Annotated in this window: 23 protein-coding genes and 1 tRNA gene; 7 read left to right on the forward strand and 17 right to left on the reverse strand. The window is 68.7% G+C overall.

Features of this window, described 5'->3' with window-relative positions:
• Window positions 1-178: 178 nt before the first annotated feature.
• A complete protein-coding gene (locus JWQ81_RS31495; RefSeq protein WP_297547376.1) occupies window positions 179-1,069 on the reverse strand; it encodes an LLM class flavin-dependent oxidoreductase in 891 nt (296 codons plus the stop codon).
• A gap of 68 nt (window positions 1,070-1,137) precedes the next feature.
• Here JWQ81_RS31495 and JWQ81_RS31500 point away from each other — a divergent pair, with 68 nt between their 5' ends.
• Entirely contained in the window at window positions 1,138-1,953 is an 816-nt protein-coding gene (locus JWQ81_RS31500) for an HAD family hydrolase (RefSeq protein WP_297547378.1), read from the forward strand.
• A gap of 121 nt (window positions 1,954-2,074) precedes the next feature.
• On the opposite strand, the gene JWQ81_RS31505 is transcribed toward JWQ81_RS31500, so the two are convergent.
• Genes JWQ81_RS31505 through JWQ81_RS31545 form a run of 9 tightly spaced genes read right to left on the reverse strand, consistent with a single transcriptional unit; the run spans window position 2,075 to window position 10,991 of the window.
• Window positions 2,075-2,809, reverse strand: a complete 735-nt coding sequence (locus tag JWQ81_RS31505) for a 1-acyl-sn-glycerol-3-phosphate acyltransferase (protein WP_297547379.1) — start codon at window positions 2,807-2,809, stop codon at window positions 2,075-2,077.
• Window positions 2,810-2,847: 38 nt separating this feature from the next.
• The gene (locus JWQ81_RS31510; RefSeq protein WP_366942361.1) at window positions 2,848-4,488 is read right to left on the reverse strand and encodes a hypothetical protein; all 1,641 of its coding nucleotides are present in this window, start codon (window positions 4,486-4,488) and stop codon (window positions 2,848-2,850) included.
• A 55-nt stretch (window positions 4,489-4,543) separates the two neighbouring features.
• Complete coding sequence (locus JWQ81_RS31515) at window positions 4,544-5,515, reverse strand: lysylphosphatidylglycerol synthase transmembrane domain-containing protein (RefSeq protein WP_297547382.1); 972 nt, start codon at window positions 5,513-5,515, stop codon at window positions 4,544-4,546.
• Window positions 5,516-5,562: 47 nt separating this feature from the next.
• Window positions 5,563-6,819 (reverse strand): acyl-CoA reductase, encoded by a 1,257-nt coding sequence (locus JWQ81_RS31520; RefSeq protein WP_297547383.1) that lies wholly within the window; start codon window positions 6,817-6,819, stop codon window positions 5,563-5,565.
• The gene (locus tag JWQ81_RS31525) at window positions 6,816-7,868 is read right to left on the reverse strand and encodes an acyl-protein synthetase (RefSeq protein ID WP_297547384.1); all 1,053 of its coding nucleotides are present in this window, start codon (window positions 7,866-7,868) and stop codon (window positions 6,816-6,818) included. Before JWQ81_RS31525 ends, JWQ81_RS31520 begins: the two co-directional genes overlap by 4 nt.
• Window positions 7,865-9,277, reverse strand: coding sequence for an AMP-binding protein (locus JWQ81_RS31530; protein ID WP_297547385.1), 1,413 nt, complete (start codon window positions 9,275-9,277; stop codon window positions 7,865-7,867). Before JWQ81_RS31530 ends, JWQ81_RS31525 begins: the two co-directional genes overlap by 4 nt.
• The gene (locus tag JWQ81_RS31535; RefSeq protein WP_297547387.1) at window positions 9,274-10,008 is read right to left on the reverse strand and encodes an SDR family NAD(P)-dependent oxidoreductase; all 735 of its coding nucleotides are present in this window, start codon (window positions 10,006-10,008) and stop codon (window positions 9,274-9,276) included. Before JWQ81_RS31535 ends, JWQ81_RS31530 begins: the two co-directional genes overlap by 4 nt.
• Window positions 10,001-10,249: an acyl carrier protein gene (locus JWQ81_RS31540; protein WP_297547389.1), complete on the reverse strand. Its 249-nt coding sequence runs from the start codon at window positions 10,247-10,249 to the stop codon at window positions 10,001-10,003. The genes JWQ81_RS31535 and JWQ81_RS31540 overlap by 8 nt, the downstream gene beginning before the upstream one ends.
• Window positions 10,250-10,262: 13 nt before the next feature.
• On the reverse strand, window positions 10,263-10,991 hold the full coding sequence (locus JWQ81_RS31545; protein WP_297547643.1) for a UDP-N-acetylglucosamine acyltransferase: 729 nt from the start codon (window positions 10,989-10,991) through the stop codon (window positions 10,263-10,265).
• Between the two features lie 152 nt (window positions 10,992-11,143).
• Between JWQ81_RS31545 and JWQ81_RS31550 the strand changes: the two genes are divergently transcribed.
• From JWQ81_RS31550 to JWQ81_RS31560, 3 genes are all read left to right on the forward strand, one after another.
• Entirely contained in the window at window positions 11,144-12,250 is a 1,107-nt protein-coding gene (locus JWQ81_RS31550) for a DegT/DnrJ/EryC1/StrS aminotransferase family protein (RefSeq protein WP_297547391.1), read from the forward strand.
• A complete protein-coding gene (locus tag JWQ81_RS31555; protein ID WP_297547393.1) occupies window positions 12,247-13,209 on the forward strand; it encodes a Gfo/Idh/MocA family oxidoreductase in 963 nt (320 codons plus the stop codon). The genes JWQ81_RS31550 and JWQ81_RS31555 overlap by 4 nt, the downstream gene beginning before the upstream one ends.
• A tRNA-Arg gene (locus tag JWQ81_RS31560) sits at window positions 13,202-13,299 on the forward strand. The genes JWQ81_RS31555 and JWQ81_RS31560 overlap by 8 nt, the downstream gene beginning before the upstream one ends.
• Before the next feature lie 632 nt (window positions 13,300-13,931).
• Here JWQ81_RS31560 and JWQ81_RS31565 read toward each other — a convergent pair.
• Complete coding sequence (locus tag JWQ81_RS31565; protein WP_297547395.1) at window positions 13,932-14,444, reverse strand: SigE family RNA polymerase sigma factor; 513 nt, start codon at window positions 14,442-14,444, stop codon at window positions 13,932-13,934.
• Between the two features lie 129 nt (window positions 14,445-14,573).
• On the opposite strand from JWQ81_RS31565, the gene JWQ81_RS31570 reads away from it, so the two are divergent.
• A complete protein-coding gene (locus JWQ81_RS31570; RefSeq protein WP_297547396.1) occupies window positions 14,574-15,236 on the forward strand; it encodes a hypothetical protein in 663 nt (220 codons plus the stop codon).
• Between the two features lie 69 nt (window positions 15,237-15,305).
• Here JWQ81_RS31570 and JWQ81_RS31575 read toward each other — a convergent pair whose 3' ends face one another.
• From JWQ81_RS31575 to JWQ81_RS31590, 4 genes are all read right to left on the reverse strand, one after another.
• Complete coding sequence (locus JWQ81_RS31575; protein ID WP_297547397.1) at window positions 15,306-16,499, reverse strand: glycosyltransferase family 4 protein; 1,194 nt, start codon at window positions 16,497-16,499, stop codon at window positions 15,306-15,308.
• Complete coding sequence (locus tag JWQ81_RS31580; RefSeq protein WP_297547398.1) at window positions 16,496-16,936, reverse strand: acyltransferase; 441 nt, start codon at window positions 16,934-16,936, stop codon at window positions 16,496-16,498. Before JWQ81_RS31580 ends, JWQ81_RS31575 begins: the two co-directional genes overlap by 4 nt.
• The gene (locus tag JWQ81_RS31585) at window positions 16,933-17,886 is read right to left on the reverse strand and encodes an NAD-dependent epimerase/dehydratase family protein (protein WP_297547400.1); all 954 of its coding nucleotides are present in this window, start codon (window positions 17,884-17,886) and stop codon (window positions 16,933-16,935) included. Before JWQ81_RS31585 ends, JWQ81_RS31580 begins: the two co-directional genes overlap by 4 nt.
• Before the next feature lie 65 nt (window positions 17,887-17,951).
• Window positions 17,952-19,082, reverse strand: coding sequence for a DegT/DnrJ/EryC1/StrS aminotransferase family protein (locus JWQ81_RS31590; RefSeq protein WP_297547409.1), 1,131 nt, complete (start codon window positions 19,080-19,082; stop codon window positions 17,952-17,954).
• Window positions 19,083-19,237: 155 nt separating this feature from the next.
• On the opposite strand from JWQ81_RS31590, the gene JWQ81_RS31595 reads away from it, so the two are divergent.
• On the forward strand, window positions 19,238-22,357 hold the full coding sequence (locus JWQ81_RS31595) for a BTAD domain-containing putative transcriptional regulator (protein WP_297547410.1): 3,120 nt from the start codon (window positions 19,238-19,240) through the stop codon (window positions 22,355-22,357).
• 11 nt (window positions 22,358-22,368) lie between these two features.
• A complete protein-coding gene (gene lhgO, locus JWQ81_RS31600; RefSeq protein ID WP_297547412.1) occupies window positions 22,369-23,550 on the forward strand; it encodes an L-2-hydroxyglutarate oxidase in 1,182 nt (393 codons plus the stop codon).
• A gap of 225 nt (window positions 23,551-23,775) precedes the next feature.
• Here the strand turns inward: lhgO and JWQ81_RS31605 are convergent, their stop codons facing one another.
• Window positions 23,776-24,768: a DUF3558 family protein gene (locus JWQ81_RS31605; protein ID WP_297547414.1), complete on the reverse strand. Its 993-nt coding sequence runs from the start codon at window positions 24,766-24,768 to the stop codon at window positions 23,776-23,778.
• Between the two features lie 31 nt (window positions 24,769-24,799).
• The gene (serS, locus tag JWQ81_RS31610) at window positions 24,800-26,068 is read right to left on the reverse strand and encodes a serine--tRNA ligase (RefSeq protein WP_297547416.1); all 1,269 of its coding nucleotides are present in this window, start codon (window positions 26,066-26,068) and stop codon (window positions 24,800-24,802) included.
• Between the last annotated feature and the right edge of the window lie 59 nt (window positions 26,069-26,127).

Here is a 26,127-nt window from a genome sequence, read left to right on the forward strand (position 1 = left end):
AAGCAGTAGCCCCCGTGGCCGCGGCTGCCCCGTCCGCGTCCACGGGGGCTACTCATCCCCCATTCACCCCCGGGGTGAATCCGGTGCGGGCCGAAACCCGCTCCCCTCATCACAGTCGACGCCTGGAGCGGGTAATCGGTTTCCTGAACCGGCGACTATCACCCGTTCGTACTAACAGTCAGGGAGTTTCTTGAAGTTTCGGAAGCAAGTCGCCAGCTACCACTTCGAGGACGGTCTCCCGGCCTTCGTACGGGCTGCCAGAGCGCGGCCAGTGAGTCACGATGTCGGTGAAGCCGAGTTCCCCGGCACGGCCGGCGGCGTCGGCGAAGGCCTCGACGCTGCTCAGTGAGAACACCGGCGACGCGTCGATGTTGACGTAGCGGTTGATCGTCGACGGGTCGCGGCCCACCTCCGCCAGGGTTTCCTCGAACCGCTTGGCCAGCCCGGCGACGCCGTTCCACCACTCGTCGACGGTTTTGTTCTTCAGCCCGGTGGTGGACCAACCGGTGCCGTACCGCGCGGCCAGGCGCAGGGTGCGCGGACCGTTCGCGGCGATCACGAACGGGAGCCGCGGCCGCTGTACCGGGCCTGGGACGTTCCTGGCGCCGACGGCCGCGTAATAGGCGCCCTTGTGGTCGTACTTGTCCGTGGTGAGCAGCCCGTCGAGCGCTTCGACGAACTCGAAGAACCGGTCGGCGCGCTCCTTGGCTGTCAACTCGGGCTCGCCGAGGACCTGGCCGTCGTAGCTGCTCGCGTCGACCCCGGCACCGACGCCGAGAATGAACCGCCCGTCGGACATGTCGTCGAGTGTGATCAGTTCGCGCGCGAACGGGACGGGGTGGCGGAACACCGGTGACGCGACGAACGTGCCCAGCCGGATCCGCGAGGTCACCATGGCGGCCGCGGTCAGCGTCGGCACGGCGCTGAACCACGGCCCGTCGACCAGGGTTCTCCACCCGAGATGGTCATACGTCCAGGCGTGGTCGAAGCCGTATTCCTCGGCCGCGCGCCACTTGGGCTCGGCGGCCCACCACCGGTCTTCGGGAAGGATCACAATGCCTACTCGCACGGCGGCACACGCTAGCGGTCGCCACCGACACTTCTGCCGACGGGGACCGTTCAGGAACAATGGGATCCGTGGACAAACCCCAGCTGATCGCATCGGACGTTGACGGCACCCTGCTCGGCCCGTTGGAGCTGCTGACCGAACGGACCGTCGCGGTGATCCGCCGGGCCACCGCCGCCGACGTGCCGTTCGTGCTGGTCAGCGGCCGTCCGCCGCGCTGGATCCCGAGGGTGGCCGAGGCCGCGGGCCTGACCGGCTACGCGGTTTGCGCCAACGGCGCGATCCTGTACGACGTCGGCGCGGACGAGATCGTCGAGGTGCACGGGCTGCTCGACCCGATGCAGCTGCACGACGTCGCCACCGCGCTCGACACGGCGTTGCCGGGCGCCAAACTGGCCGTCGAGCGCATCGGCAAGCGCGCTGTCGACCCGGACGTGAAGAACTACGAGTACGAGCACGGCTACCGCAACCCGTGGGGCGACGGCGAAGGCGAGACCGCCAGCCGCGCCGAAGTCCTCGGCTACCCGGCGGTGAAACTGCTGGTCAGGCACGCGGGAATGACCTCGGACGAGATGGCGACCGCGGCCAGGACAATCCTTGACGGCACGGTCGACATCACCTTCTCGTCCAACAGCGGCCTGATCGAAGTCGCCGCGCACGGGGTGACCAAAGCCACCGGGCTGGCCGAGGTCGCCGACCGGCTCGGGGTCGGGCCGGACCGGATCATCGCGTTCGGCGACATGCCCAACGACCTCGAGATGCTGCGCTGGGCGGGCCACGGGGTCGCCATGGCCAACGCCCACCCTGCCGTGCTCGCCGCGGCCGACGAGGTCACCGGCCCCAACTCGGAGGACGGCGTCGCGCAAGTCCTGGAACGCTGGTTCTGACGTGAAGGCCACCTTCACGGCGTAAGGCGCACGCAACTAGGCCTTCACAACCTCACTGCCCTACCGAAAGTCGCCATGTCGTGGCCTTGAGGGAACGCCGCAACCACCCGCCGACCCGCGCCTAGTCGCGCTTGGCGTCCAGTTCGGCGGCTTCCTCGGGGGTGGGCGCGGTGCCGCCGAGATGCGCCGGGAGCCACCACTTCTCGTCCAGTGAGCGGGGTGCTTCCGGGTACTCGGCCTGGACCTGGTCGAGGAGCTCGGACATGCGCGTCCGGAGGTTCTTGGCCAGCAGCTCGCGATCCTCGCCCTTGACCGGCAGCATCGGCTCGCCGACCAGTACCGAGATCGGCATGTGCCGCTTGGTCAACGTCTTGGGCCGGCCCTTCGTCCACAGTCGCTGGGTGCCCCACAGCGCCATCGGGATGATCGGGACGTGGGCCGCGGCCGCCATGCGCACCGCGCCCGACTTGATCTCCTTGACGGTGAACGAGCGGCTGATCGTGGCCTCCGGGAAGATGCCGACCACCTCGCCCGCCTTCAGCCGGTTGACGCCTTCACGGAAGGACGCCATGCCCGCGTCGCGGTCGACCGGGATGTGGTGCATCCCGCGCATCAGCGGGCCGGCGATCTTGTTGTCGAAGATCTCCTTCTTCGCCATGAACCGCACGAGCCGCTTGGCGGGCAGGGCACCGAGACCGCAGTAGATGAAGTCGAGGTAGCTGATGTGGTTGCACGCGATCACGGCACCGCCGGTGGCCGGAATGTGCTCGGTACCCGCGATCTTGAATCGGTTGTCGAGCACCCGGAACAGGGTTTTTGCCGTCAGCAGGACGGGCGGGTAAACGAGCTCAGCCATCTCGTCAGGTTACGCGACCGTAGGTTGGCTTGGTGCTCTCAAGCGGGACAGGCCACATAAACAAAACGCTGGTCTTTCGCCAGGTCGGCGATCAGCGTCGCGGCCTGGTCGTTGCGCAGGTAGAGGGTGACCCACTCCGGCAGACCCGCCCGCTGGAACGTCGCGACCTGGTCGTCACCGCCGTAACGCGCGTCGAACCCGCACTCCTGGTGGTTCGAATACCCGTTCCCGGTGGTCACCGAGACCGACGGACGACGCACATTGACGACGTAGTCGTAGTCGCTCGCGATATGGCCGATCGGGCCGGCGTTCTCGTCGCGCTGACCGTCACGCGCGATGTGCTCGTCGGTCAGGCCGAGGACGTCGACAACGACGATCTGCGTGCCCGCGTGGTAGGACAGCGTCCCGTTCGCGTAGGTGCTGATGACGGTTCCGGGCTGCAAGCTCGTCCCCAGCCACGACCCGATCTCGGACAGCTGCGAGATCGCGGTCCGCCAGCCGTGCATGCGGTCCAGCACGTTCGGGCTGGCCACGGTGACCAGCACCGAGAGGCCGGCCAGCACGGACGCGACCAGCGGCACCAGCCGCGTGTTCGGCCGCCGCGCGCCCTCCTTGGCGAGGACGCCGTACGCGGACGCGGCGGCCACGGCGATCAGCGGTGGCACCGGCGCGAGCAGGCGCCAAGCCGGCATCCAGTCGCCACCGGCGTACGTCACGAACGCCGTGTACGCGACCGTGACGACGAGGACGAGCCAAACCATCGACCGCGCCACGGGCGTACCGCGGCCGCGGCGAGCCACCATGGCCACGATCGTGACCAGTGCCAACAGCAGGAAACCCAGGTGTACCAAGGAGAACTGCGTCAGATAGTGCCAGCCCTGGCCGAGCTGCCAGCCCAGCGAACCGCCGCTCTTCGCCGCGATCGCGTTAGGCACCAGGTGGCCGTAGTAGGTCACTCGCCATGCCGTCCAGGGCACCGCGAACACCAGTGCGCCGAGCGCGTACCCGGCCGGTGCCCACCAGGTATGTCGCTGGTGGATCGCCGCCCAGATGAGCCACAGGCCGCACAGCACAGCGATGAGCAGCCCGTCCGGCCTGGTCATCCCGGCCAGGGTCACGAACACCCCGGCTACCACCGGATGCCGGGTGGTCAGTGCGTAGAACACACCCAGGACGAGCAACAGGAACAACGGCGTCTCGAGCCCGGACGGCCCGTACGCGGCAAGACCGCTCGCGGCGGCGGTCAGCACGGCGGCGGCGATGCCGAGCGCGGGCAGCTCCCGCTCTGCCGACGCCACGATCCGGTTGACGAGCAGGTAGACCATCACCACGCAGCCCAGCGCGCAGAGCACCCCGAACACTGACGCGGTGACCACGATGTCCCAGCCGAACATCGCCTTCGGCAGCGCGATCACGATCATCCACAGGAAGTTCGAGTAACCCTCGACGTGCTCACCCGGGTTGAACACCGGGCCGTAGCCCTCGGCGATGTTCAGCGCGTACCGGAAGGTGATGTAGGCGTCCTCGGCCACGGTCGAGAAGACGAGCTGGTTGAGGAGGGAAAACGCCAGCGTCAGCAGGAGCGCGCCGACGCGCCACGACTTCTCGGCGTTGATCTTCGGCCAGGCGGCGACGACGAACACCGCGAGTACCAGCCACCCACAGCCCAGCACGAACACCAAGTGCTCCCCGCCCTTCGATCCGGACCTCGGCTATCAGTATCGAGCAAGTCGGTCAGGCGGGCCGGAGCCGGGCAGCGAGCGCGGCGCCACCGGCGGTCAGGAGGTCGGCGACGGTGAACATAACCCGCGAAGCCAGCGCGAACGCGGTGGCCTGGACCACTGTCAGCCCGCTCGCGGTGAGCACCGCGATCTGCACGACCTCGCGGACGCCGACCCCGCTGGGCAGGATGAACGCGAACGTGCCCGCCGTCATCGCGACGGCCATCGCGCCCACGCACAGGATGAACCCGCCGAAACCGGGGGCGCCAACGGAGTTGGCGAGCAGCCACAGGTGCACGCCCTGCAAGCACCACGCGACGACCGAAGCGCCGAAGACCTTGCCGATGACCGGCCAGCCGAGCTCGTGGTCGAGCGGCGGCCGCCGCAGGATCTTCAGCACGAGCGACGTGCCCCAGGTCAGTACCTTGGGGTGCAGCGCGGCGAGGCCGAACGGGATCAGGACGAAGAGCCACCACGCGTTGGGGCTGTGGCTGAACACGGCAGGCATCGCGAGCAGCGACAACACGAGCGCCGCGACGATGCCGACGCCGAGCTGGATCAGCGAGCCGGTGAACGTCCGCGCCCTGGCCAGCCCCGCCTTTCGGCCGAGCTCCATCTGCAGGAGATACGCCCACACCGAACCCGGCACGTACTTGCCGAGCGAGCCGACCAGGAAGATCTGCGCGCCGGTGGCGTACCGGATGGGTTTGCCGAGGTCGTTGACCATGACCTGCCAGCCGTACGTGGTCACCGCGATGCCGGCCACCAGCGCCAGCAGGCTGAGGATCGACGACGGCCACGCGACGTCGGCGAGCGTCCGCCAGAACGCGCCCCAATTCGACGCGAGCTGTTTGCCCGCGAACACGACGACGGCGGTCAGGGCGACCCATCGGGCGACGTCGATGATTTTGGTTTTGGTCGACTTCGGCTGCTTTTCGACAACCGGCGATTGCCGATCCGGCAGCTCGGACTCGACGGTCGTCATCAGATCCTGGTCTCCCTGTAGGCCACGGCGGGCACGATACTTGCTGCTCAGACCCGCACAGTGACCAGGCGGCTGAATTCGGCGGGCAGGTCATAGCCGTCCCAGATCGCGGAGAATGTCAACGCCGAGCCAAACGGAACAATCCGGTCAACTCCGCGGCCGGCCAATTCGGCCGCGAATAGCACCAATTCTTCTTTCGTGAACCCGAATTGCGTCACCGTCTGGTCTTTGCGTCGCACGATCGGCACGAGGTCGGTGAGCGCAGACACGCGGGAGTTGGCGAACGTACCCGCACCGAGCCATTCACGCGGCAGCGAAGCGGCGTCGGCGAGTTCCAAGGTCGCGAGGCCGTTGGTGTCGGCTCCGGCGCCGTCGAAGGAGATCTTCGTGATCAGCCCGTCGACAGCGGCACCATAGGCCGAAACTCGCTTCTGGACAGCCATCGCGGGCTCGGTGACGTGCTGTTTCTCGGCGAGGACAGCGGCGAGGAGGCTGCGGAACTGCGCACCCGATTCCGCCGCGCCCTCGACGTCGCCGACCCAGAAGATCGCCCGCGGTGAGGAACACGCGGCCTGGTCGAACCAGTAAGCGTCGTTGTAGAAGCCTTCGGCAGCGGCTTTGCGCTCCTGTTCGGACGAACCCTGCCAGCCGGCCACCGACGCGATCGCGAAGGACGAACGATCCGGGAACGTGAGATCGCGGGCGTGCGGGGCCAGCGGGTACTGCCGCAAAGCGTGCACCGCGGCGTCCCCTCCCCAGATGACCCGCAGGTCCGCGGCCTTCGAGAGGGCACCGCTGATCTCCTCGCTGCGGTCGTAGGTCACCATCCGCTGCGTCGCCGCGACGAGCCGCGCGGTCGCGGGGTCCACATCGGACAAAGCGGCGTTCAGTGTCTCGATGACCGTCTCGGCGGCACCGGCCGAACGGGACGACACCCGCACCACGTTCCGGTTTCCCGCCAGCGCGGACAACGCCCACGAGTACACGAAAATCGTGTCCACATTGGCCGGTGGCACATGAAAGACGAGCCCGCGCGGGAACCGGTACGAATCGCCGTCGGTGTCCAGCTTGGACAGCACCTTGGCGATCTCGCCCTTGCGCAGGAAGAAGCCGAGCGACGCGAGCTCCGGGTAACGCCGTGCTGTCGCGGGCGCGAGGAGTCGTCGAGCGAACTTGGTCAGGAACTCGACGATCCGGGGGTCGCCGACGGTCAGCCTGCCGCCTTCCGGCTCGTCCTGGACTTCCGAAACGAGCACGTCGACGTCGACCGGTGCCTCACCGGGGAAACGCTGGGTGAGGGTCATGCCGACGCTCCCGCGAAGGTGTCCGAGCAGCCGCGGGCTTCGGCCTTCGGCAACCTGCCGAGCACCGAGAAGTGCTTGCCCGGCCAGTCGCCGTCGTCGATTCCGTTGTAGACGCCGAGATCTTCGGTCAGCAGGACGTGCCCGGGATACGAAGTCGGCAGCGTGCTGACGACCTCGATCACGCCTGGCACACCGACCGGCCGCTCCGCCCAGGTGTGCGGGTCCCGGATCACGACCTCGGCGAAATCGGGGCAGTACAAGGAATTCCCCGACGGACCTTCGAGGAACACCGTCCCGATCTGCTCGATCATCCCGTAGTAGTTGTGGATCCTGGTCAGTCCGGTGTCCTCTTTGAACCGGCGGCGGAACTCCGCGTTGTCGACGGCGCGGTCGATCAGCTTCTTCCAGCCGCCGGAGTGGATCAGGATGCCGTTCGACAGGTCCAGCCCGTGCTCGCGCGCGACCTCGTAGAGGTACTGCCACACCATGAACGTGAACCCGAAGATCAGGAACGGCTTATCGCCATACGCGGCAAGGAATCCCTTCACCGCCTCGACGTCCGGCTGGTCGTTCTCGTCGAGGACGTACACGTGCTTGCGGCCGAAGTTGGCCATGCCCAGCACCCCGGCACCACGCGCGGAGAACGAGCGCCGGTTCTTGATGATGCCGACGGTGTCGACCATCAGCATCGGCAGGCGCTCGTTGCCGAGCACTTCCTGCAGCGTCGCGCCGAGCTGCTTGGTCTGCGCGCCCGCCGCGGCCTTATCGAGGTAGATCCGCGACGCGCCGGAGCCGGTGGTGCCCGAGGACGTCAACGTCTTGAACACCTCGTCGTCCGGAATGCTCTTGAGGTCGTGTGTCTTGAACAGCCGGACCGGCAGCCACGGCAGGTCCGCGATGGACCCGAACTCGACGTCGGGCGCGATTCCCAGCGAGGACAGGATCCGTTCGTAGCCCGAAGAATTCGCCCGGTGGAACGCCGTGAGCTCGGCCAGCCGCGGCAGCAAGAACTGCTCACGTTCCGAAGTGGACAACGTGAACACGCTCATAGCCGGGACTCCAGCCGCCGGTAGTCGATCTTGCCGCTGGCGAGCAGCGGCACGATGTCGATCGGGCGGACGTCGAACCCGCTCGTGTGCAGGTGCAGCCGTTCGGACAGCGCGCGGGAAGCGTCCTTGCAGATGGCCTTGGCGGCGGCTCCGCCCTCGGGCAGCTCGGCGAACAGGACCACCTTGTCCCCGGCCGCGACCGCGGCAACGATGTCGATCCCCACCGCGGCCGTGCGGACGGCCTGTTCGAGGTCGTCCAGGCTGATCCGGTTACCGAAGACCTTGCCGATGCGCTTGAGCCTGCCGGTGATGAAGAGATAGCCGTCCTGGTCGAGATAGCCCAGGTCACCGGTGGCGAGTACGCCCCCGACGGTGTGGCCGTCGGCCAGCTCGGACTCGGTCTCCGCGTAACCCATCATGACGTTCGGGCCGCGGTAGACGACCTCGCCGGTGATCTTGGGATGCGTGGTCTCGGACCCGTCGTCGCGGCGGATGCCGAATTTGCCGCCGGGCAGCGCGGGCCCGACGGAACCGAGCTTCTCGCCGAGTCTGTCCGCGGGCAGCGTCGTCATGCGCGGCGCGGCTTCGGTCTGCCCGTACATGACGTGCATCCGGCCGCCGACCGCGCGGATCCGGTCGTTGAACTCGGCTACGAGTTCGTCCCGCATCTTGCCACCGGCCTGCGTCAACGTGCGTAGGGTCGGGTATTTCGCGGGGTCGAACTTCATGCGCCGCAACATCTCGTAGTGGTAAGGGACACCCGCCAGCGACGTGACGTTGTGCTCGGCGACGGCGTCCCAGAACCCGCGGCCGAGCACGCCAGAGGCCTCGATCACCACGGTCGCGCCGCGCACGAGGTGGGAGTTGAGCACGGACAGGCCGTAGCTGTAGTGCAGCGGCAGGCTGGTTGGCGCGACCTCGTCGGCGTCGATCCCGAGCGCCTCCGCGATGGCCTCGGCATTGGACAGGATCGCGTCGCGGGAGAGCCGGACGAGCTTCGGGTTCCCGGTCGAGCCGCTGGTCGGCAGCAACACGGCCAGGTCGGGATGCGGGCTGACGCCTTCGGGTGAGACGCGCCGCCAGCTGTCTCCGCTCGCCGCGTACCCCGGCGGCGCGGCGCCTTCCGGCGCGGCCAGCACGGCGGCGGGCCGGAATCGCTCGATCAGCTCGACCAGGACCTCGGTGTCGAGCGCGGGATCGATCAACGCGATCGCACGGCCGGCGCCGAACGCGGCGAGATACCGCAGGACGCTGTCCAGCTCGACCGGCATCCGCGCGAACAGCACGCCGGATGGCAGTCCCTCGAGCGCCGCAGCCTGCCGCGACACGGCCGCGTCCAGCTCTTCACCGGCGAGCGTCCGGCCGCTCGCCACCTCGATCAGCCGTGCGCCGGCGCCCACCAAAGTCACAGCGTCAAGCCTCCGTCGATGCCCAGCACCTGTCCGGTGATGAAGGACGCGTCGTCGCTGACCAGGAACAAGATGGCCTTCGCGACGTCCTCGGATTTGCCGAGGCGGCCCAGCGGCGTCCGCCCGACGTTCGCGGTGACGGCGTCCTCGCTCAGGCCCTCGGTGAGTGCCGTCTCGATGATGCCGGGCGCGACCGCGTTGACCCGGATGCCGGACCGGCCGAGCTCCTTCGCCGCGGACAGCGCGATGTTCGCCACTGCCGCCTTCGACGCGGCATACACCGTCTGACCAGCGCTTCCGTGCTCGCCGACGATCGAGGCGAGGACCACGATCGAGCCGGACTTCTTACGCATCATCGCGCGCGCGGCGGCCTGCACGGTGTGGATCGTGCCGGCGACGTTCGTGGCCAACGTGGTGTCGACCAGCTCCTCGCGGATCATGCCGAGCAGCGCGTCTTCCATGATCCCGGCGTTGGCGATGACGATGTCGAGCCTGCCGTGTTCCTTGGCGACACCGCGGACCAGCGCCGCGACGGCCTTCGCGTCCGTGACGTCGAGCGCCAGGCCGCTGACAGTGCCCGTGACAGCCGACGCGACGTCTTTCGCTTTCGCCTCGTCGCGACCGGTCAGCACCACGGTGGCGCCCGCCTCGGCGAGCGCCCGGACCGTCGCCAGGCCGATCCCGCGCGTGCCGCCGGTGACCAGCGCGATCCGGCCGGAAAGGTCAGGCATCCGGCGACTGCAGCTCGACGACCATTTCCGCGGCGACCTTGAAACTGCTCATGTCGATCACCTGGTCGGTATCGAACTGCACGTCGAACTCGTCCTCGATGGCGGCGACCAGCGCCATGTGGCCGACCGAGTCCCAGGCTTCGAGGTCGCGGTACTTCAGGTTCTCGACGTCCACGTCCTCGTCGAGGTCGAGCGCCTCGACGAAGATCTCGCGCAACTTGGTGGCCACAGACGCGGTCATGTACTTCCTTCGGTCAGTTCTCGAGCGGGCGGGCGTCCCATGCCTTCACCAAGGTAGAGAGGTCGCCGGGCAGCCGGTCGGCCAGCCCATCCGCGGCGAGGTCGCCCTTGCCCTTGAGCCACGGCCCCAGCGCCTCGATGGTCTCCTCGTCGAGGCCGCGCCGGGACAGGCCCACCACGTTGACGCCGGTCACCCTGGCCGGGTTACCGACGGCGATGGTGAAGGCGCCCACCTCGCGGCGGACCGCGGAGAGCATGCCGACCATCGCGCCGGGGCCGATCCGGACGTGCTGGTGCACGGTGGTGCCCATGCCGAGGTTGGCACTGGACCAGATGTGGACGTGCCCGCCGAGGACGGTGTTGGAGGCCAAGGTCACGGCGTCGTCGATGAGGCAGTCGTGCGCGATATGGCTGTTGCGCAAGAAGTAACCGTCATCGCCGATCGTGGTGGTGCGCCAGGTCCCCTGGTGGACGCTGACGTACTCGCGGATGCGGTTGCGACTGCCGATGGCGATGCCGTGGCCGTCGTGGTCAGGATCACCCGTCGGGGCGGTGTCCCAAGCGGCGGGATGCTCGCGGCCGCGGTCCTCGCCCGGGGTGCCGATCGTGACGTGCGGGCCGATCCAGTTGCCGTCGCCGATCGTGGTCGGCCCGACGACCACCGCGAACGGACCGATGACGTTGTCTTCGCCGAGTTCGACACCCTCGCCGAGGACGGCTGTTGGGTGGATGCGATTCACCAGGTGGAGTCCGTTCGTCGCGGCTGGTAGCAAGCCTGGAGTAAGCGGCTGACGTGCCTGCCCGTAACGTGGGCCCGCGTCGAGAGCCACACCGCGAACCGGCGGCCCACTGTACCCGAGGCGGCAAAACCGCCCGCCACCAGCGAGAGATGTGAATGATCCCGATTACCGTGGTCGATGTCCGTGACTCGGAAGCCCTCGTCGTCGAGGTGCTCCGGTCCGGCGCCATCGCGCAGGGACCGATGGTCAAGCGCTTCGAAGACGCGTTCGCCGCGATAGCCGGCACCAAGCACGCGGTGGCCGTCAACAACGGGACGACAGCGCTGGTCGCGTCGCTCCAGGTGCTCGACCTGCAGCCCGGCGACGAGGTCATCACGTCGCCGTTCACCTTCGTCGCGACGCTCAACGCCATCCTCGAGGCCGGCGCGACCGTGCGGTTCGCCGACATCAAGCGCGAAGACTTCGGTATCGACCCGGACGCGGTACCCGCGGCGATCGGCCCGCGGACCAAGGTCCTCATGCCGGTGCACCTCTACGGGCAGACCGCGAACATGGGCAAGCTCGCCCCGCTGGCCGCCGAGCACGGCCTCCACCTCGTCGAGGACGCCGCGCAGGCCATCGGCGCGTCGTTCGAAGGCCAGCGGTCGGGCTCGTTCGGCGTCGGATGCTTCTCGCTGTACGCGACGAAAAACATCACCACCGCCGAGGGCGGCGTGATCACCACCGACGACGACGAGTTGGCCGATCGCCTGCGGCTGCTGCGCAACCAGGGCATGCGCGCCCGCTACCAGTACGAGGTCGCCGGGCACAACTACCGGATGACCGATCTGCACGCGGCCGTCGGCATCCCGCAGCTGGAGAAGCTCGACGAGCTGACCGCGGCCCGCCAGTCCAACGCCAAGCGGCTTTCGGACGGCCTGGCCGGCACGCCCGGCCTGGAAACCCCGCAGGTGCTGCCCGGCCGCGAGCACGTGTGGCACCAGTACACCGTGCTCGTCGGCCCGCACGCGTTCCTGGAGCGGGACGAACTCGCCGCGGCGCTCACCGAAAAGGGCGTCGGCAACGGGATCTACTACCCGAAGCTGGTGTTCGACTACGACTGCTACACCGGGCACCCGCTGATCCCCCGGGTCTCGGCCGCGGACTTCCCGGTGGCCTCTTCCGTTGCGGTACAGGCACTTTCGCTGCCCGTGCACCCGAAGCTCACGGAGTCCGACATCGACTACATCATCGAGTCCGTTCGCGAGGTGCTCGGCGCGTGACCCACCGCATCGCGTTGGTCGGCACCGGAAGCATGGGCACGCTGCACGCGCGCGTGCTGTCGGGCAACGACCGGGTGGAGCTCACTCGCGTCATCGACCCCCGGGAAGAGGCCGGCCGTGCGGTGGCGGACCGCTTCGGTACGAAGTGGACACCCGAGCTCGGCTCACTGTCCGATGTGGACGCCGTCGTACTCGCTTCGGCCACCGAGGCGCACCACGAGCTGGCACAGGAGATTTTGGGCCAGGGCAAGCCTTTGCTCGTCGAAAAACCGGTCGCGAACAGCTTCGAGCTGGCCGAGGAGATCGTGTGGCTCTCGGCGACCAAGGACGTCCCGCTGATGTGCGGGCTGCTTGAGCGCTACAACCCGGCGGTCATGACCGCGCTCGCGCTCGTCGGCGAGCCGGTGCACCTGATGGCGATGCGGCACGGCCCGTACGCGCCGCGCATCAAAACCGGGGTGGCGTGGGACCTGCTGGTGCACGACGTCGACATCGCGATCCAGTTCTTCGGCGGCGCGACCCCGTCGCGGGTGACCTCGGGCGCCGGGTACTTCCACCCGCAGTCCGCCGCGGGCGCCGAGGACACCATCGAGACGGTCCTATCCTTCCCCACCGGCCTGGCCACCGTGTCGGCGTCCAGGCTGGGTCAGAAGAAGGTCCGCTCGCTCGTGGTGTCCGAACTGGACCGGATGATCGAGATCGACCTGCTCCGCCGCGATGTCACGATCTACCGGCACATCTCGCACGACTCGGTGACCGAGGACGGCCTCGGCTACCGGCAGCAGACCGTCATCGAGATCCCCGAACTCGTCAGCGCGCGCGAACCGCTGGCCACCCAGCTGGACCGGTTCGTCGACCTCATCGAGGGCAAGGTCGACGCCGCCGAGGAACGCGACTCGATCCTCCCGTCCCACCGCGTCGTCGCCGACGTCCTGACGCAAGCGTCGCTTCCTGCCTGAAGCTCAGTGGGAGAGCAGGTTGCCGGCGGCGTCGTAGGCCTTGGGCGGGGTCATCAGGTTCGAGTCCGGCACGTCCTGCTGGGCGAACCAGAGGATCTTGACGGCTGAGTTCTCGCTCCACTGGGCGAGGTGCGCCTGCACGGTCTGCCCGTGCACGGTGGTGGTGATCTTCGCGGCCGGGCCGACGTAGTAGCCGAAGGTCGGGATGAACGTCCCGGCGGCGTTCAGGGTGCCGTTGAGGCTGTGGAAGCCCGGCGCCACGTCCGATCCCGAGGTCTGGTTGCCGAGGTAGACGTCCGTCACGCTCCCGGTCGCGTCGCGGACGCCGGCCATCATCCCGAAAGTGACACCGGGAGCGACCGAGCCGTCGATCTTGACCCCGTAGATCATCAACTCGCCTTGGGACGAGCTGATCCCGGTGTCGACGAGGGTACCCAGCTGGGTGTGCTTGGGCACTGGGAACTCCGAGGTCGCCGAGGGCACCGCGACCGACAGCGTGGGGGCGGCGGCCGGGGTGCTGACCGTGCCGGACCGCCCGAGCTGGCCTGCCCCGAAGATGACCACGACCACCGCGACGACGGCCGCGGCGACACCGCCACCGGTAGCGAGCCGACGTCGACGGCGGATACGGCCGCCATCGGCCATGATCTTCGCCAGATCGGGAGCGCTGAAGCTCTCCGACGGCGGTTCCCGCAGTGCGGACCGCAAGCTTTCCAGGTCGGTCATCGGCCCGCTCCTCCGCTCATGCTCACATCGGCCGGATCCATCGTGACGCGCAGCTTGGCCAGTGCGCGCGAGTTGGTGCTCTTGACAGTGCCGAGGGAAACGCCGAGCTCCTCGGCCACCTCGGCTTCGGGAAGATCGAAGAAGTGCCGCATCACGACCACGGCACGCTCGCGGGGGGTCAGCCCCGCGATCATCTCGAGCAGCCATTGGCGTTGCGCCACCGAATCGGCCACGTCGCCCTTGGCGGGCACCTCCGGCAGCTCTTCGGTCGCGTGCTCGCGGATCGGACGTCGCCAGCCGTCGATGATGTGGTTGACGAGCACTGTGCGTGCGTAGGCATAAGCGTCCTTGTTCCGTATTCGGGCCCAAGCCGCGTAGGTACGGGCCAGCGCGGTCTGCGTCGCGTCCTCGGCCTGGTGCCGATTGCTGGTCAGGAGGTACGCGGCGTGCACGAGCCGCGAAGAACACGCCTGGACGAACTCGACGAACTCCTCGTCACCACGCGCCATTCGGACTCCTCATACCGGGTGCGACGGCTGAACGACGGAAAAGGTTGAGCGGGGACCACCACAACTTTCCCACGGGCTTGGCCGTACTACCCGGTGAAACGATCTTCACTTCGAGCACAGGGAGAATAGATGAAGTCCGAAAACCACCGTTCCGGTCGTACCCGCGGTCTGCTGATCGGCGGCGGCGTGGCCGCGGTCTGCGGCGCGATCGCGCTTTCCGGCGTCCTCACGGCCAATGCCTCCCCCGCTCCGACGCAGGTCGCCGCCGCACCGGCCGCCGCCGTTCAGCAGGCCGAGCAGCGCGCGGCAGCCGCACCCGCCGACGAGAACCCGAACCCCGCCCCGCTGGGTGCGGTCATCTCGAGCGGGGTCAAGACCGCGGGCGGTGAGCTGGTGTTCTACGGCGTCGCGATCAACGAGCCCGCGCTCCCGCACACGACGTTCGGCGTCATGGCCGGTACCCGCGACGCGGCAGGAAAGACCACCGGCGAGTACCTGACCAACGAGACCTCGGGCACCGACAAGGACGCGGGCTTCCACGGCATCAGCGGCGGCGCGAATGTCAACGGCATCGACGTCCCGACCTTCGGCTACTACTCCGGCCCGGCCGCGAAGATCACCGCCCAGGTCGGCGGAAAGACCGTCCAAGCACACCAGGCCGCGTGGAGCCAGGACTCGAAGATCGTGATCTTCTGGTTCGACGGCACCGCGGGTGACCCGACCCACATCACCGCGTTCGACGCCGCCGGCAAGACGCTGCCATCCGGCCGCACCGGCGTCAGCCACGGCTGAGGCTCGGCGATTGGACGTGAAGGCCACCTTCACAACGGATTACGCAATGAAGGTGGCCTTCACGTCCGATCAGACGCCCGGGGTGACCCCAGCCAGCGAGGACAGCGTGTCGAGGTGTTTGGCGATGACGGCCTTCATCGAGAAGTTCTCGTTCACCAGCTCGGCGGCCGCCCCGGCGATGTCCTTGGACTCGGCCGGGTCGGTGATCGTCTCGATCAGCCGCTCCGCCAGCTGCGCGGCCGAGCCGACGTCGACGAGGTGCACGTTGCCGCGGTCGACGAGCTTGATGTCGAGGAAGTTGTCCGCGCGGACGGCGGCGACCACGGGGACGCCGGCGGCCATGCTCTCCAGGCTCGCGGTGCCGAAGCCGTAGCCCTGCAACTCGTGGCTTTCCACGGTCGCCGCGGCCAGGTAGTGCGGGATGTCGGACTTGGGCACCGCGCCGGTGGTGATCACGGCCTTCTCGACACCCAGTTCGCGAGCCCGGTGCAGGAACGCGTCGAAGTAGATACCGCCGACGACGACGAGCTTCGCGTCCGGCACCGCGCGCAGTACCGCGGGCAGCGCCTCGACCAGCGCCAGCCGGTCGCGCAGCGGGATGACGTGCCCGGTGGACAGGATGACCGGGTCCTCACCGAGCTCGTGCTTGTCCCGCATCAGCAACGGATCGCCGTCGCGGACCCATTCCGGGTCGACCCCGACCGGAATGGCGACCGTGCCGGACACCCCGCGCTGGTACTTGCGCTCGATGTACTCCTTCATGTGGACGTCCATCACCACGTACGTCGGCTTGTACCGGCGCATGAACGGCGCGACCACCAGCGCGTCGAGCACAGTGAACACGGCCTGGTACAGCTTGCTCGGGCTCTGCAGTCGCGTGTGGACACTGAGCAGGGTCGGCACGCCGTTCTTGTGTGCCCACAGCCCGCTCGCCCAGGTGAGGTCGAAGAACTGGCCGTGCTGGTGGATGACCTCGGGCTGGAACTCGTCGAGCAGCTTGCGCATCCGGCGCGGCAGCGAAGGCCGGGTGGTGAACGCGATGTCGAAGTTCACCGCGAGCCGCGTCTCGGGCATCCGGAAGGCCGGGAAGCGGACGACCCTGATGCCGTCGACGTTGGCGTCCGACGGCGCTTCGGCGTGCTCGGCGGTGATGACCAGCACGTCGTGCCCGGCCACGGCGTACCCCTTCGCCAGCGACTCCGACAGGTGCGCGCTTCCCCCCACTCGAGGCGGGTAGAAGTTGTTGACCACGGCGATCTTCACTGCTCGGGCTCCTTCAGATACTCGAGGCGCGGCGTTGCGCCGTCGAGCCGCACGGTCCCGGTCCGCGTGGCCGGGACACCCGTGACCACCGCGCCCGCCGGGACGTCCTTGGTGACCACCGCGCCCGCGCCGATCACCGCCGAATCGCCGATGGTGACGCCCATCAGCACGACGGAGTTCGCGCCGAAGAACACGTTGTTCCCGATCACCACCGGCGCCCGGTCGATCTGGTCGTACGATCGCCCGGACACGCAGCGGCGGACGGTGTTGTGCGTGTAGATCTGCACGCCGCACGAAAGGTCGCAGCCGGACCCGATCTTGAGCCCGCCGGACCCGTCGACCACGGTGAAGGCACCGATCCAGGTGCCCGCACCGATTTCGGGATCTCCGCTGATCCAGGCCTGCGGGTTGTACTTGTTCGCGGGCAGCTCGGTCACTTGCCGGACGCGCCGACGATCGTTTTGACGAGGTCGCGCATGCCCTGTTCGACGGTGATCGTCGGCTCCCAGCCGAGGATCTCACGGGCGCGCGTGATGTCCGCCGCGCGGCGCGACACCAGCACGTCACGCTCGTTGAACTGCGCCTCGACGTCGACACCGACCGCCTCGATGAGGATCTTCGCCAGCGTGGCGACGGAGGTGTCGATGCCGGTGCCGATGTTGATCGGCACGTTCGACCGCTCCGACTCCAGCGCCGCGACCACGGACCGCGCCAGGTCGTGGACGTGCACGAAGTCCATCGACTGGTCGCCGCGGCCGTCGATGATCGGCGGCTGGCCCGCGCGCAGGCGCGTGATGAAGTGGTTGATGACCGAGGTGTAGTACGCCTCGCTTTTCTGGCCGGGTCCGTACACGTTGAAGAAGCGCAACGCGTTCCAGGACAAGCCCTTCTGCCGCTCGTAGAAGCCGAGCAGGTCCTCACCGGCGCGCTTGGAGATGCAGTACGGCGTCAGCGGGCGGAGCTCGTCGTCCTCGTGCATCGGCAGGCGCTTCGGCTCGCCGTAGACCGATGCCGTCGACGCGAACACGAGCCGCTCGACGCCTTCGTCGGCCGCGGCGGCGAACACGTTGTGGTTACCGGTCATGTTGATGTCGATCGACTCGTGCGGGTCGGCGATCGACTTGTTGATCGACACCGTCGCGAAGTGGATCACGTGGGAGCAGCCGCGGATGGCCTCGCGCACCGCGCCGCCGTACCGCACGTCCTTTTCGACCAGCTCGACCTTGCCGGTGGCGACCCAGTCGTTGATCCGGGCGCGGTCGCCGCGGGTCATGTTGTCGAAGATGCGCACCGAGTAGCCGCCGTCGAGCAGCAGCGGGACGACGTGGCCGGCGATGAACCCGCCGGCCCCGGTGAAGAAGACCTTCTTGTCTGACGTGTCTGACACAGTCGGGATTACTCCTTTTAGGACAGTACTTTCAGGACAGTGCCGGCTTCAGGGCAGCGCCGGTTCTACGACAGGGCCAGTACGGCGGCGCTCACGGTTTCGGCGACCCGGTCGACCTGCTGGTCGGTCAGGTTCGCGTGCATGGGGATGGCCAGGTGGCGCGCGAAGATGTCCGCCGACACCGGCAGCGACTCCGTCTTGCCGTACAACGGCTGGAGGTGCGAGGCGTAGGTGCCGAAGTTGCACTGGACGCCTTGCTCACGCACGCGCAACGCGAGTGTGTCGCGGCTGATCTCCGGCGCGATCGTCAGGATGTACGCCTGCCAAGGGTGTTCGCGGTCGGGCAGCGCGACCGGCACGGTCACGCCGGGCAGTCCGTCGAACGCCTCGTGGTAGCGCTTCGCGACCGAACGCCTCGTGGCGAGCAGGTCCGGCAGCCTGCCGAGCTGGACACCCATGATCGCGGCCTGGATGTCGGAGAGGCGGAAGTTGTAGCCGAGCTCGTGGAAGCTCGGGATCGGCAGCTCACCGGAGCCTTCGCGGGTGATCGCCGGCTCGATGCCGTAGGTGTGCAGCTTGCGAGCGTGGGCAATGAGGTCTTCGCGGTCCGAGACGAGCGCGCCGCCTTCGCCGGCGGTGATGCCCTTGCGGCCGTGGAAGGAGAAGGCCGCGAGGTCGGCCAGGCTGCCGGCCGGGCGCGTCTTGTAAGTCGCGCCCGCGGCGCAGGCGGCGTCCTCGAACAGCCACAGGCCGTGCTTGTCGGCGATCGCGCGGTACTCGTCGTAGTCACCAGGCTGGCCCGCGACGTCGACGGCGAGGATGCCGACCGTGCGCGGGGTGATGGCGGCTTCGATCGAGGTGGGATCGGCGGAGAAGATGTCCGGCCGCACGTCCGCGAACACCGGCGTCGCACCGGCTTGGAGGACGGCGTGGCCGGTCGCGGGGAACGTGTAGTCGCCGACGATGACCTCGTCACCCGGCTGGACCCCGAGGACCTTCAGGCCGAGGAACAACGCGGACCCGCAGTTGCTGGTGCTGAGTGCGTGGCGCGTACCGACGACCTTCGCGAACCGCTCTTCGAAGCGCCGGCAGGCGGGCCCGGCGCCGGCGAGCCACCCGGAACGGAAGACCTCCGCGACCGCGGCGAGCTCCTCGTCGCCAACCGTCGGCTGGCCGAGGGCGATGCTGTCAGTCATACCTCTCCCGTTGCGTGGGGACGCGCTGAAGTGTAGAGAGGCGCGCCTACGCCTCCCGGGCGCCCCGAGAATCCGCAGGTCAGGACTCGTGAGTGTGCCGGACGGCCAGAACCGGCCGGAACACTCACGAGCCCTGGTCCGGATACCCTCACACCATGCGATTCGGGATCCTCGGACCCACAGCGCTGCGCGGCGACGGCGGCGCGGTGCTGGCGGTGGGCGGGCCGCGGGTCCGGACGCTGCTCGCGTTGCTGCTGCTCGACGCCGGCCGCGTGGTTTCAGCCGAGCGCCTGATCGACGGGATGTACGGAGAGAACCCGCCGGAGGGCTCCGCGAATGCGTTGCAGTCGCAGGTTTCGCGGCTGCGCCTCGTCCTCAAGGCCACCAACGTCGCCGTCGAGTTCAGCGCCGCGGGTTACCGGCTCGACGTCGATCCTGACGACGTCGACGCGCATCGGTTCACGCGGCTGGCAGCTGAAGGGCACGCAGCGCTTGCGGCCAAGGAGCCCGCGAACGCGGCGACGGACCTGCGGGAGGCGCTCGCGTTGTGGCGCGGTCCCGCCTTCGCCGACCTCACCGAAGCGCCGTTCGTCGAACCGCAGGCGGCGCGGCTGCACGAACTCCGGATGACGGCGACCGAGGACCGGATCGAGGCCGACCTCGCCCTCGGTCGACACCAGCAAGTCGCCGCCGAGTTGCGGGAGCTGGTCGCGGCCGATCCGCTGCGCGAGCGCTCGATCGCCCTGCTCATGCGGGCCTTGCACACGGGCGGACGTCAGGCGGACGCACTCGCCGTCTACGAGGACACGCGGCGCGCGCTGGCCGACGAGCTCGGCGCGGACCCGGGTGCGGAACTCGCCGAAACCCATCTTTCCGTGCTGCGCGGCGAATCGACGTCGACAGCCCAACGCACCCTGCCCGCCCAGATCACCAGTTTCGTCGGCCGCTCGGACGACCTCCGACGCGTCGAACAGCTACTGGGCCGGGGCAGGCTCGTCACCCTCACCGGCCCGGGCGGCGCCGGCAAAACGCGGCTCGCCATCGAAGCCGCCGGGCGCCAGCCGGGTTCCGTCGCGTTCGTCGAACTCGCGCCGCTCACCGGCTCCGACGTGCCGAAAGCCGCACTGTCCGCACTCGGCCTGCGGGAGACCACGCTGGCCGTGACTCCGGGAGTACCACCGCCGGACCCGACGAAACGGCTGGTCAGCGCGCTCGCCGAACGGCCGGCCCTGCTCGTCCTCGACAACTGCGAGCACGTCGTCGACGCGGCCGCGCGGCTCGCCGCCACCCTGCTCGCCGACTGCCCCGGGGTGCGCCTGCTGGTCACCAGCCGCGAACCGCTCGGCATCACCGGCGAACTGATCTCGCCCGTTCCGCGTCTTGACGTGTCGCCGCCGGGCACCTCCGCCGTCGACTCGCTCGCTTACCCGGCGATCCGGTTGTTCGCCGACCGGGCTGCGGCCGGGAGCGAGGACTTCGCCGTCGACGACTCGACGATCGGTGACGTCCAGCGCATCTGCGCCGCGCTGGACGGTTTGCCGCTCGCGATCGAGCTCGCCGCGGCACGGGTGCGATCGCTGCCGGTCGGGGAGATCGCTGTCCGGCTCGACGACCGGTTCCGGTTGCTGTCACGGGGAAGCCGGACGGCCGAAGCGCGGCACCGCACGCTGCGCGGGGTCGTCGAATGGAGCTGGGAGCTGCTCGGCGAAGACGAGCGGGAGCTGGCGCGACGGCTGACTGTGTTCTCCGGCGGCGCGACGCTCGACGCCGTCGAGCGGGTGTCCGGGCTGGCAGACACCGTCGAGCTGACCACCAGCCTGGTCGACAAGTCGCTGGTCGAGGCCAACGGTGGCCGCTACCGCATGCTGGAGACGATCCGCGCGTTCTGCGACGAACGACTGGCCGAGGCCGGCGAGACCGAACGCCTGCGGGCGGCGCACGCCGCGTACTTCCTCGCGCTGGCCGAAGAAGCCGACCCACAGTTGCTCACGGCCGATCAGCTGGACTGGCTGGCGCGGCTCGACACCGAGTACGACAACCTGCTCTCGGCGTTGCGCTGGGCCACGGACGCTGACCACGAGCTGGCACTGCGTCTCGTCGCCGCGCTGGCGACGTACTGGTGGATGCGGGGGCGCCGGTTCGAGGGCGCGCAGCTGTGCCTCGAACTGGTGAAGACCCTCGGCCCGGAACCACCGGCCGGCCTGCCCGAGGAATTCCTGCTGTGCCTGCTCAGCGCCATGAGCGGGATGCCGGATCCCGAGCCCGTCCGGCCACACCGCGCCGTACTCGACGAGTTCGTCCGCGACCGGCCGTGGATACCGGAACGGCCGATTCTCCATCTGTTGCTCGGGGTCGCGATGGGACCGCCGAAGGACATGAGCACCATCAGCGACTGGGAAGCGGGCGTGCGGGCCAACGGCGACCTGTGGATCCAAGGCCTGCTGGAACTCGGGGCCGGGCTGCGGGGGCTGCTGATCGGGGACTTGGCCGAAGCAGAGCGCGGGCTCGTCGAAGCGCTGGTCCTGTGCCGCGCGACCGGCGAGCGCTGGATGACCGCGTCCGCGCTGGGGGACCTGTCCATCCTCGTCGCGTGGCGTGGGCAGGCTCCCGAAGCGCTCGCCATGATGGACGAGGCGCTCGACCTGATGCGCCAACTCGGCTCGAACGACGACGCCGCGGACCTGCTGTGCAAGCGCGCCGAATGCCGGGCGCGGTTCGGCGACCCGGTGGGCGCGCGAGCCGACTACGAAGTGGCGGTCCGCGCCGGGATGCCGGAAAGCCGTGCGGCCGGGATGCTCGGCCTCGCCGACCTGGCGCGGCTCGAAGGCGACCTGAGTACGGCACGGCGGCTGGGTGAACAGGCCCTCGCCGAGTGTCCGACCGGCGCGTTCAGCAACGAAGGCGTCCGGTCTCGGGCATTGATCGTGCTGGGCAGAGTCGCCGAAGCCGAGGGCAAGGTCGAAGAAGCGACCACACGGCATCGGCAGGCCCTGCTCTCGTCTGTCGATCACACGAACAGCACAGCCTCCGCACTCGCCGTCGAAGCGCTGGCGGGCGTCGCGCTGCTGGAGGGCGACCCCGGCCGTGCGGCGACCCTGCTCGGCGCGGGCGAATCGCTGCGCGGCACGACGATGGCAGGCGATCCCGACGTCGCCAGGGTGGCTACGGCGGCGCGCGAGCTGACCGGTGAGCATGCCTTCGACAGCTCCTACGCGCTGGGCCGCGAGATGAACTCCCCCAAAGTGCTGACTGTGGCGGGCGTCGACAGCGCGTAACCTGGTCGATCGTGCGCACTGTCGTGGTGATCGGTGGCGGGATACTCGGACTCGCCGTGGCCTGGGAGCTGACCAGGCGCGGCACGGACGTCACCGTGCTGGAGAAAGAGGACCGGTGGGCCGCCCACCAGACCGGTCACAACTCCAATGTGGTCCACGCCGGGCTGTACTACAAACCCGGCTCGGCCAAGGCCACCATGTCGACCGCGGGCAATCGGTCCATTGTGGACTTCGCGAAGCAGTACGGGGTCCCGGTGGAGATCTGCGGCAAGCTCGTCGTCGCCACCTCCGACGCCGAGTTGCCCGCCTTGAAGGTGCTCGCCGAGCGCGCCGAAGCCAACGGTGTCCCGGCGAAGCTGATCTCGGCGCGGGAAGCCGCCGAGTATGAGCCTGAGGTGTCCTGCGTCGCCGCGCTGCGGGTCGAATCCACCGGGATCATCGACTTTCCCGTCGTGTGCACCACGCTCGTGCGGCTGCTCGACGAAGCCGACTCAGACCTGCGCCTCAACACCACGGCACTCGGCATCCGCGCGGGTTCGGCGGGCGGGGTCGAGGTCGCGACGAACGACGAAGTCATCCGCGCGGACGCGCTCGTCAACTGCGCGGGGCTGCAGTCCGACCGGGTGGCGCGCCTCGCGGGCCTCGAGCCGAGCGCGCGGATCGTGCCGTTCCGCGGCGAGTACTACGAACTGCGGCCCGAACGCCGTCACCTCGTGCGCGGGCTGATCTACCCGGTGCCGGACGCGTCGCTGCCGTTCCTCGGCGTCCATCTGACGCGCATGCTCGACGGCAGCGTCCACGCCGGCCCGAACGCCGTGCTGGCGCTCAGCCGCGAGGGCTACAGCTGGGGCGACATCTCGGTGAAGGACATCGCCGAGATCGCGACCTTCCCCGGTGTGTGGAAACTCGCGCGTAAGTACGCCTACCCGACAGGCCTCGACGAGGTGCGCCGCTCGTTCTCCCAGCGCCGCTTCGCCGCGAGCCTCGCCCGCCTCGTGCCCGCGGTGCGTCCGGAGGACCTCGTGCGCCAAGGCTCCGGTGTCCGAGCGCAGGCACTCCTGCCCAGCGGCGCGCTGGTCGACGACTTCCTCATCGAGTCCGCGCCCAACCAGGTCCACGTCCTCAACGCGCCCTCACCAGCCGCCACCAGCGCGCTGGAGATCGCGAAGCACATCGCCGACCGCGTGGGCTAGGGCAGGGACCTCGTGAAGGCCTAGTTGAGTGCGCCTTACGCCATGAAGGTGGCCTTCACGACAGGTCACAACGCCCCACCTGCCGCATCAGCCGCACCAGTCACAACGACACGACGCGACAGGCCCTCGAACCCCTTGCGCGTTCACCAACTCGCCCCGGTCCTTGCTGCAGTAAAGCCGAACCCGCACCTCAACCGACCAACCACCCTCAAGGCGTGATCGGCCTCAGCTGGCGGGCAGGTTTCCGGTGACCAGCGGGATCGCGGCCTTGACCTCGTCGCACATCTTGGTGCTGTCGGTCAGGTTGCCGCTCGTGAGCATCACCGACGACTTGTCGGTCACCGCAAGCGTCGCCGAGCAGTTCCCCGGCAGGCCGCCGGCCACTGGGAACACGGTCCAGTTCTTCCCGGCTGACGGGAAGGGCTGGCCTTCGACGTCGAGGCCAGGCCAGCCGGTGGCCGGGGTCGACGGATCGACCCAGACGTCCAGTGCCTTCACGCCTTGGGGACCGTCAGTGTCTTTCCACTCGCAGCCGGGGGCGAGTTTGGTGGTTCCGCCGCCCATGGATTGCCCGGGGCCGGTCAGGTTGAGCTGGGTGACCTGAGCCGCGGTCAGCAGCTTGCACGGGTCCACTGTGGCCAGCGGGCCGGAGGGCGTGGTCGAGCTCGGCGCCGACGGAGCGGGCGCGGGCGCGCCGCCCGGCAGCTGGGAGCCGATGAACGGCAACGCCGCCTTGCCGAGGTCGCACGCCTTCGTGTCGTCGGAGTCGTTGTAGGAATCCACGGTCACGAAGGACGTCGGCGACAGCACGATGTCGAGGCTGCAGTAGAAGCTTCCCAGGATGTTGGCGTAGCGCTGCCACTTCAGGCCGCCGGCGGTGACCGTGTCCATCAGCTGCGCGCCGTTGATGTAGTCGGAGAACGACAGGTCCGTGGCCCAGCCGACGTCGAGCGAGTTCGTCGGCGCGGCCGGGTCGCTGATCTCCCAGTGGCAGGAAGGCGGGACGATCTTGTCCGGGTCGCCCTTGATGGCCTTCGGCGTAGTCGTCAGACCAAGCGACGTCGCCTGTGCGGCGGTCACCAGGGTGCAGGGGTCATCGGCCTTCTTGACCGGTCCCTGGCCCGGTACCGGCTGTGCCGAACCGACCACTGTGGACGTGCAGGCCCCGAGCAGGACCGTCCCCGAAAGCGCCAAACCCAGCAACGCGAGTCGCTTCACCGATGATCTCCCTCCCCCGACCGCTCGCACTTTACTTCTTGCGAGGGCTCAGCACCTCGAGACCGCCGAGATAGGGGCGCAGCGCTTCGGGGACCCGGACGGAACCGTCTTCGAGCTGGTGATTTTCCAGGATCGCCACGATCCAGCGTGTGGTCGCGAGCGTGCCGTTGAGGGTCGCGGCGATCTGCGGCTTGCCCTTGTCGTCGCGGTAGCGGACGCCGAGCCGCCGTGCCTGGAACGTCGTGCAGTTCGACGTCGACGTCAGCTCGCGGTACGCCTCCTGCGACGGGAACCAGGCCTCGCAGTCGAACTTGCGCGACGCGCTGGAGCCGAGGTCGCCGCCGGCGGTGTCGATGACCCGGTACGGAACCTCGATCTTGCCGAGCATTTCCTCTTCCCAGCCGAGCAGCCGGGCGTGCTCGGCCTCGGCGTCCTCGGGACGGCAGTAGGTGAACATCTCGATCTTGTCGAACTGGTGCACGCGGATGATGCCGCGCGTGTCCTTGCCGTAGCTGCCGGCTTCGCGGCGGAAGCACGACGACCAGCCCGCATACCGGCGCGGACCCTCGGCGACCTCGATGATCTCGTCGGAGTGGTAACCAGCCAGCGGCACCTCCGACGTCCCGACGAGGTACAGGTCGTCGTCGCGCAGCCGGTAGACCTCCGCGTCGTGCGCGCCGAGGAAACCGGTGCCCGCCATGATCTCCGGCCGCACCAGCGCGGGGGTGATCATCAGCTGGAAGCCGTTCGCGAGCGCCTGCGAGGTGGCCATGTTGAGCAAGGCGAGCTGCAGCTGCGCGCCGATCCCGGTGAGGAAGTAGAACCGCGAGCCCGAGACCTTCGCGCCGCGTTCCATGTCGATCGCGCCGAGGCCCTCGCCGAGGTCGAGGTGGTCGAGCGGGGTGAAGTCGAACTTCTTCGGCTCGCCGACGTGCTTGAGCACGACGTAGTCGTCTTCGCCGCCGGCGGGCGCGTCCGGGTGCACGATGTTCGACACCGAGCGGTGCAGCTGGGCGAACTCCTCGTCGGCGCGGGTTTGTTCGGCCTCGGCCGCCTTGGTCTCGGCGGCGAGCTCCTTGCCCTTGGCCAGCAACGCGGCCCGCTCGTCACCGGCGGCCTTGCCGACCGAGCGACCCAACGTCTTCTGCTCGGCCCTCAGGTTGTCGGCGCGCGCGATCGCGGAACGCCGACTGGTGTCGAGGGAGAGCAGCCTGTCGACCACTCCTTCGTCCTCACCACGGGCGCGCTGCGAAGCGCGCACGGCATCCGGGTTGTCGCGCAGAATCCTGGGGTCAATCACGCGACAGAGCGTATCCGCATGCCACTGGCGACCTCGAACCAGTTTCGGTATAAGGCTCG

The sequence above is a fragment of the Amycolatopsis sp. genome, from assembly GCF_025464955.1.
Lineage (GTDB): Bacteria > Actinomycetota > Actinomycetes > Mycobacteriales > Pseudonocardiaceae > Amycolatopsis.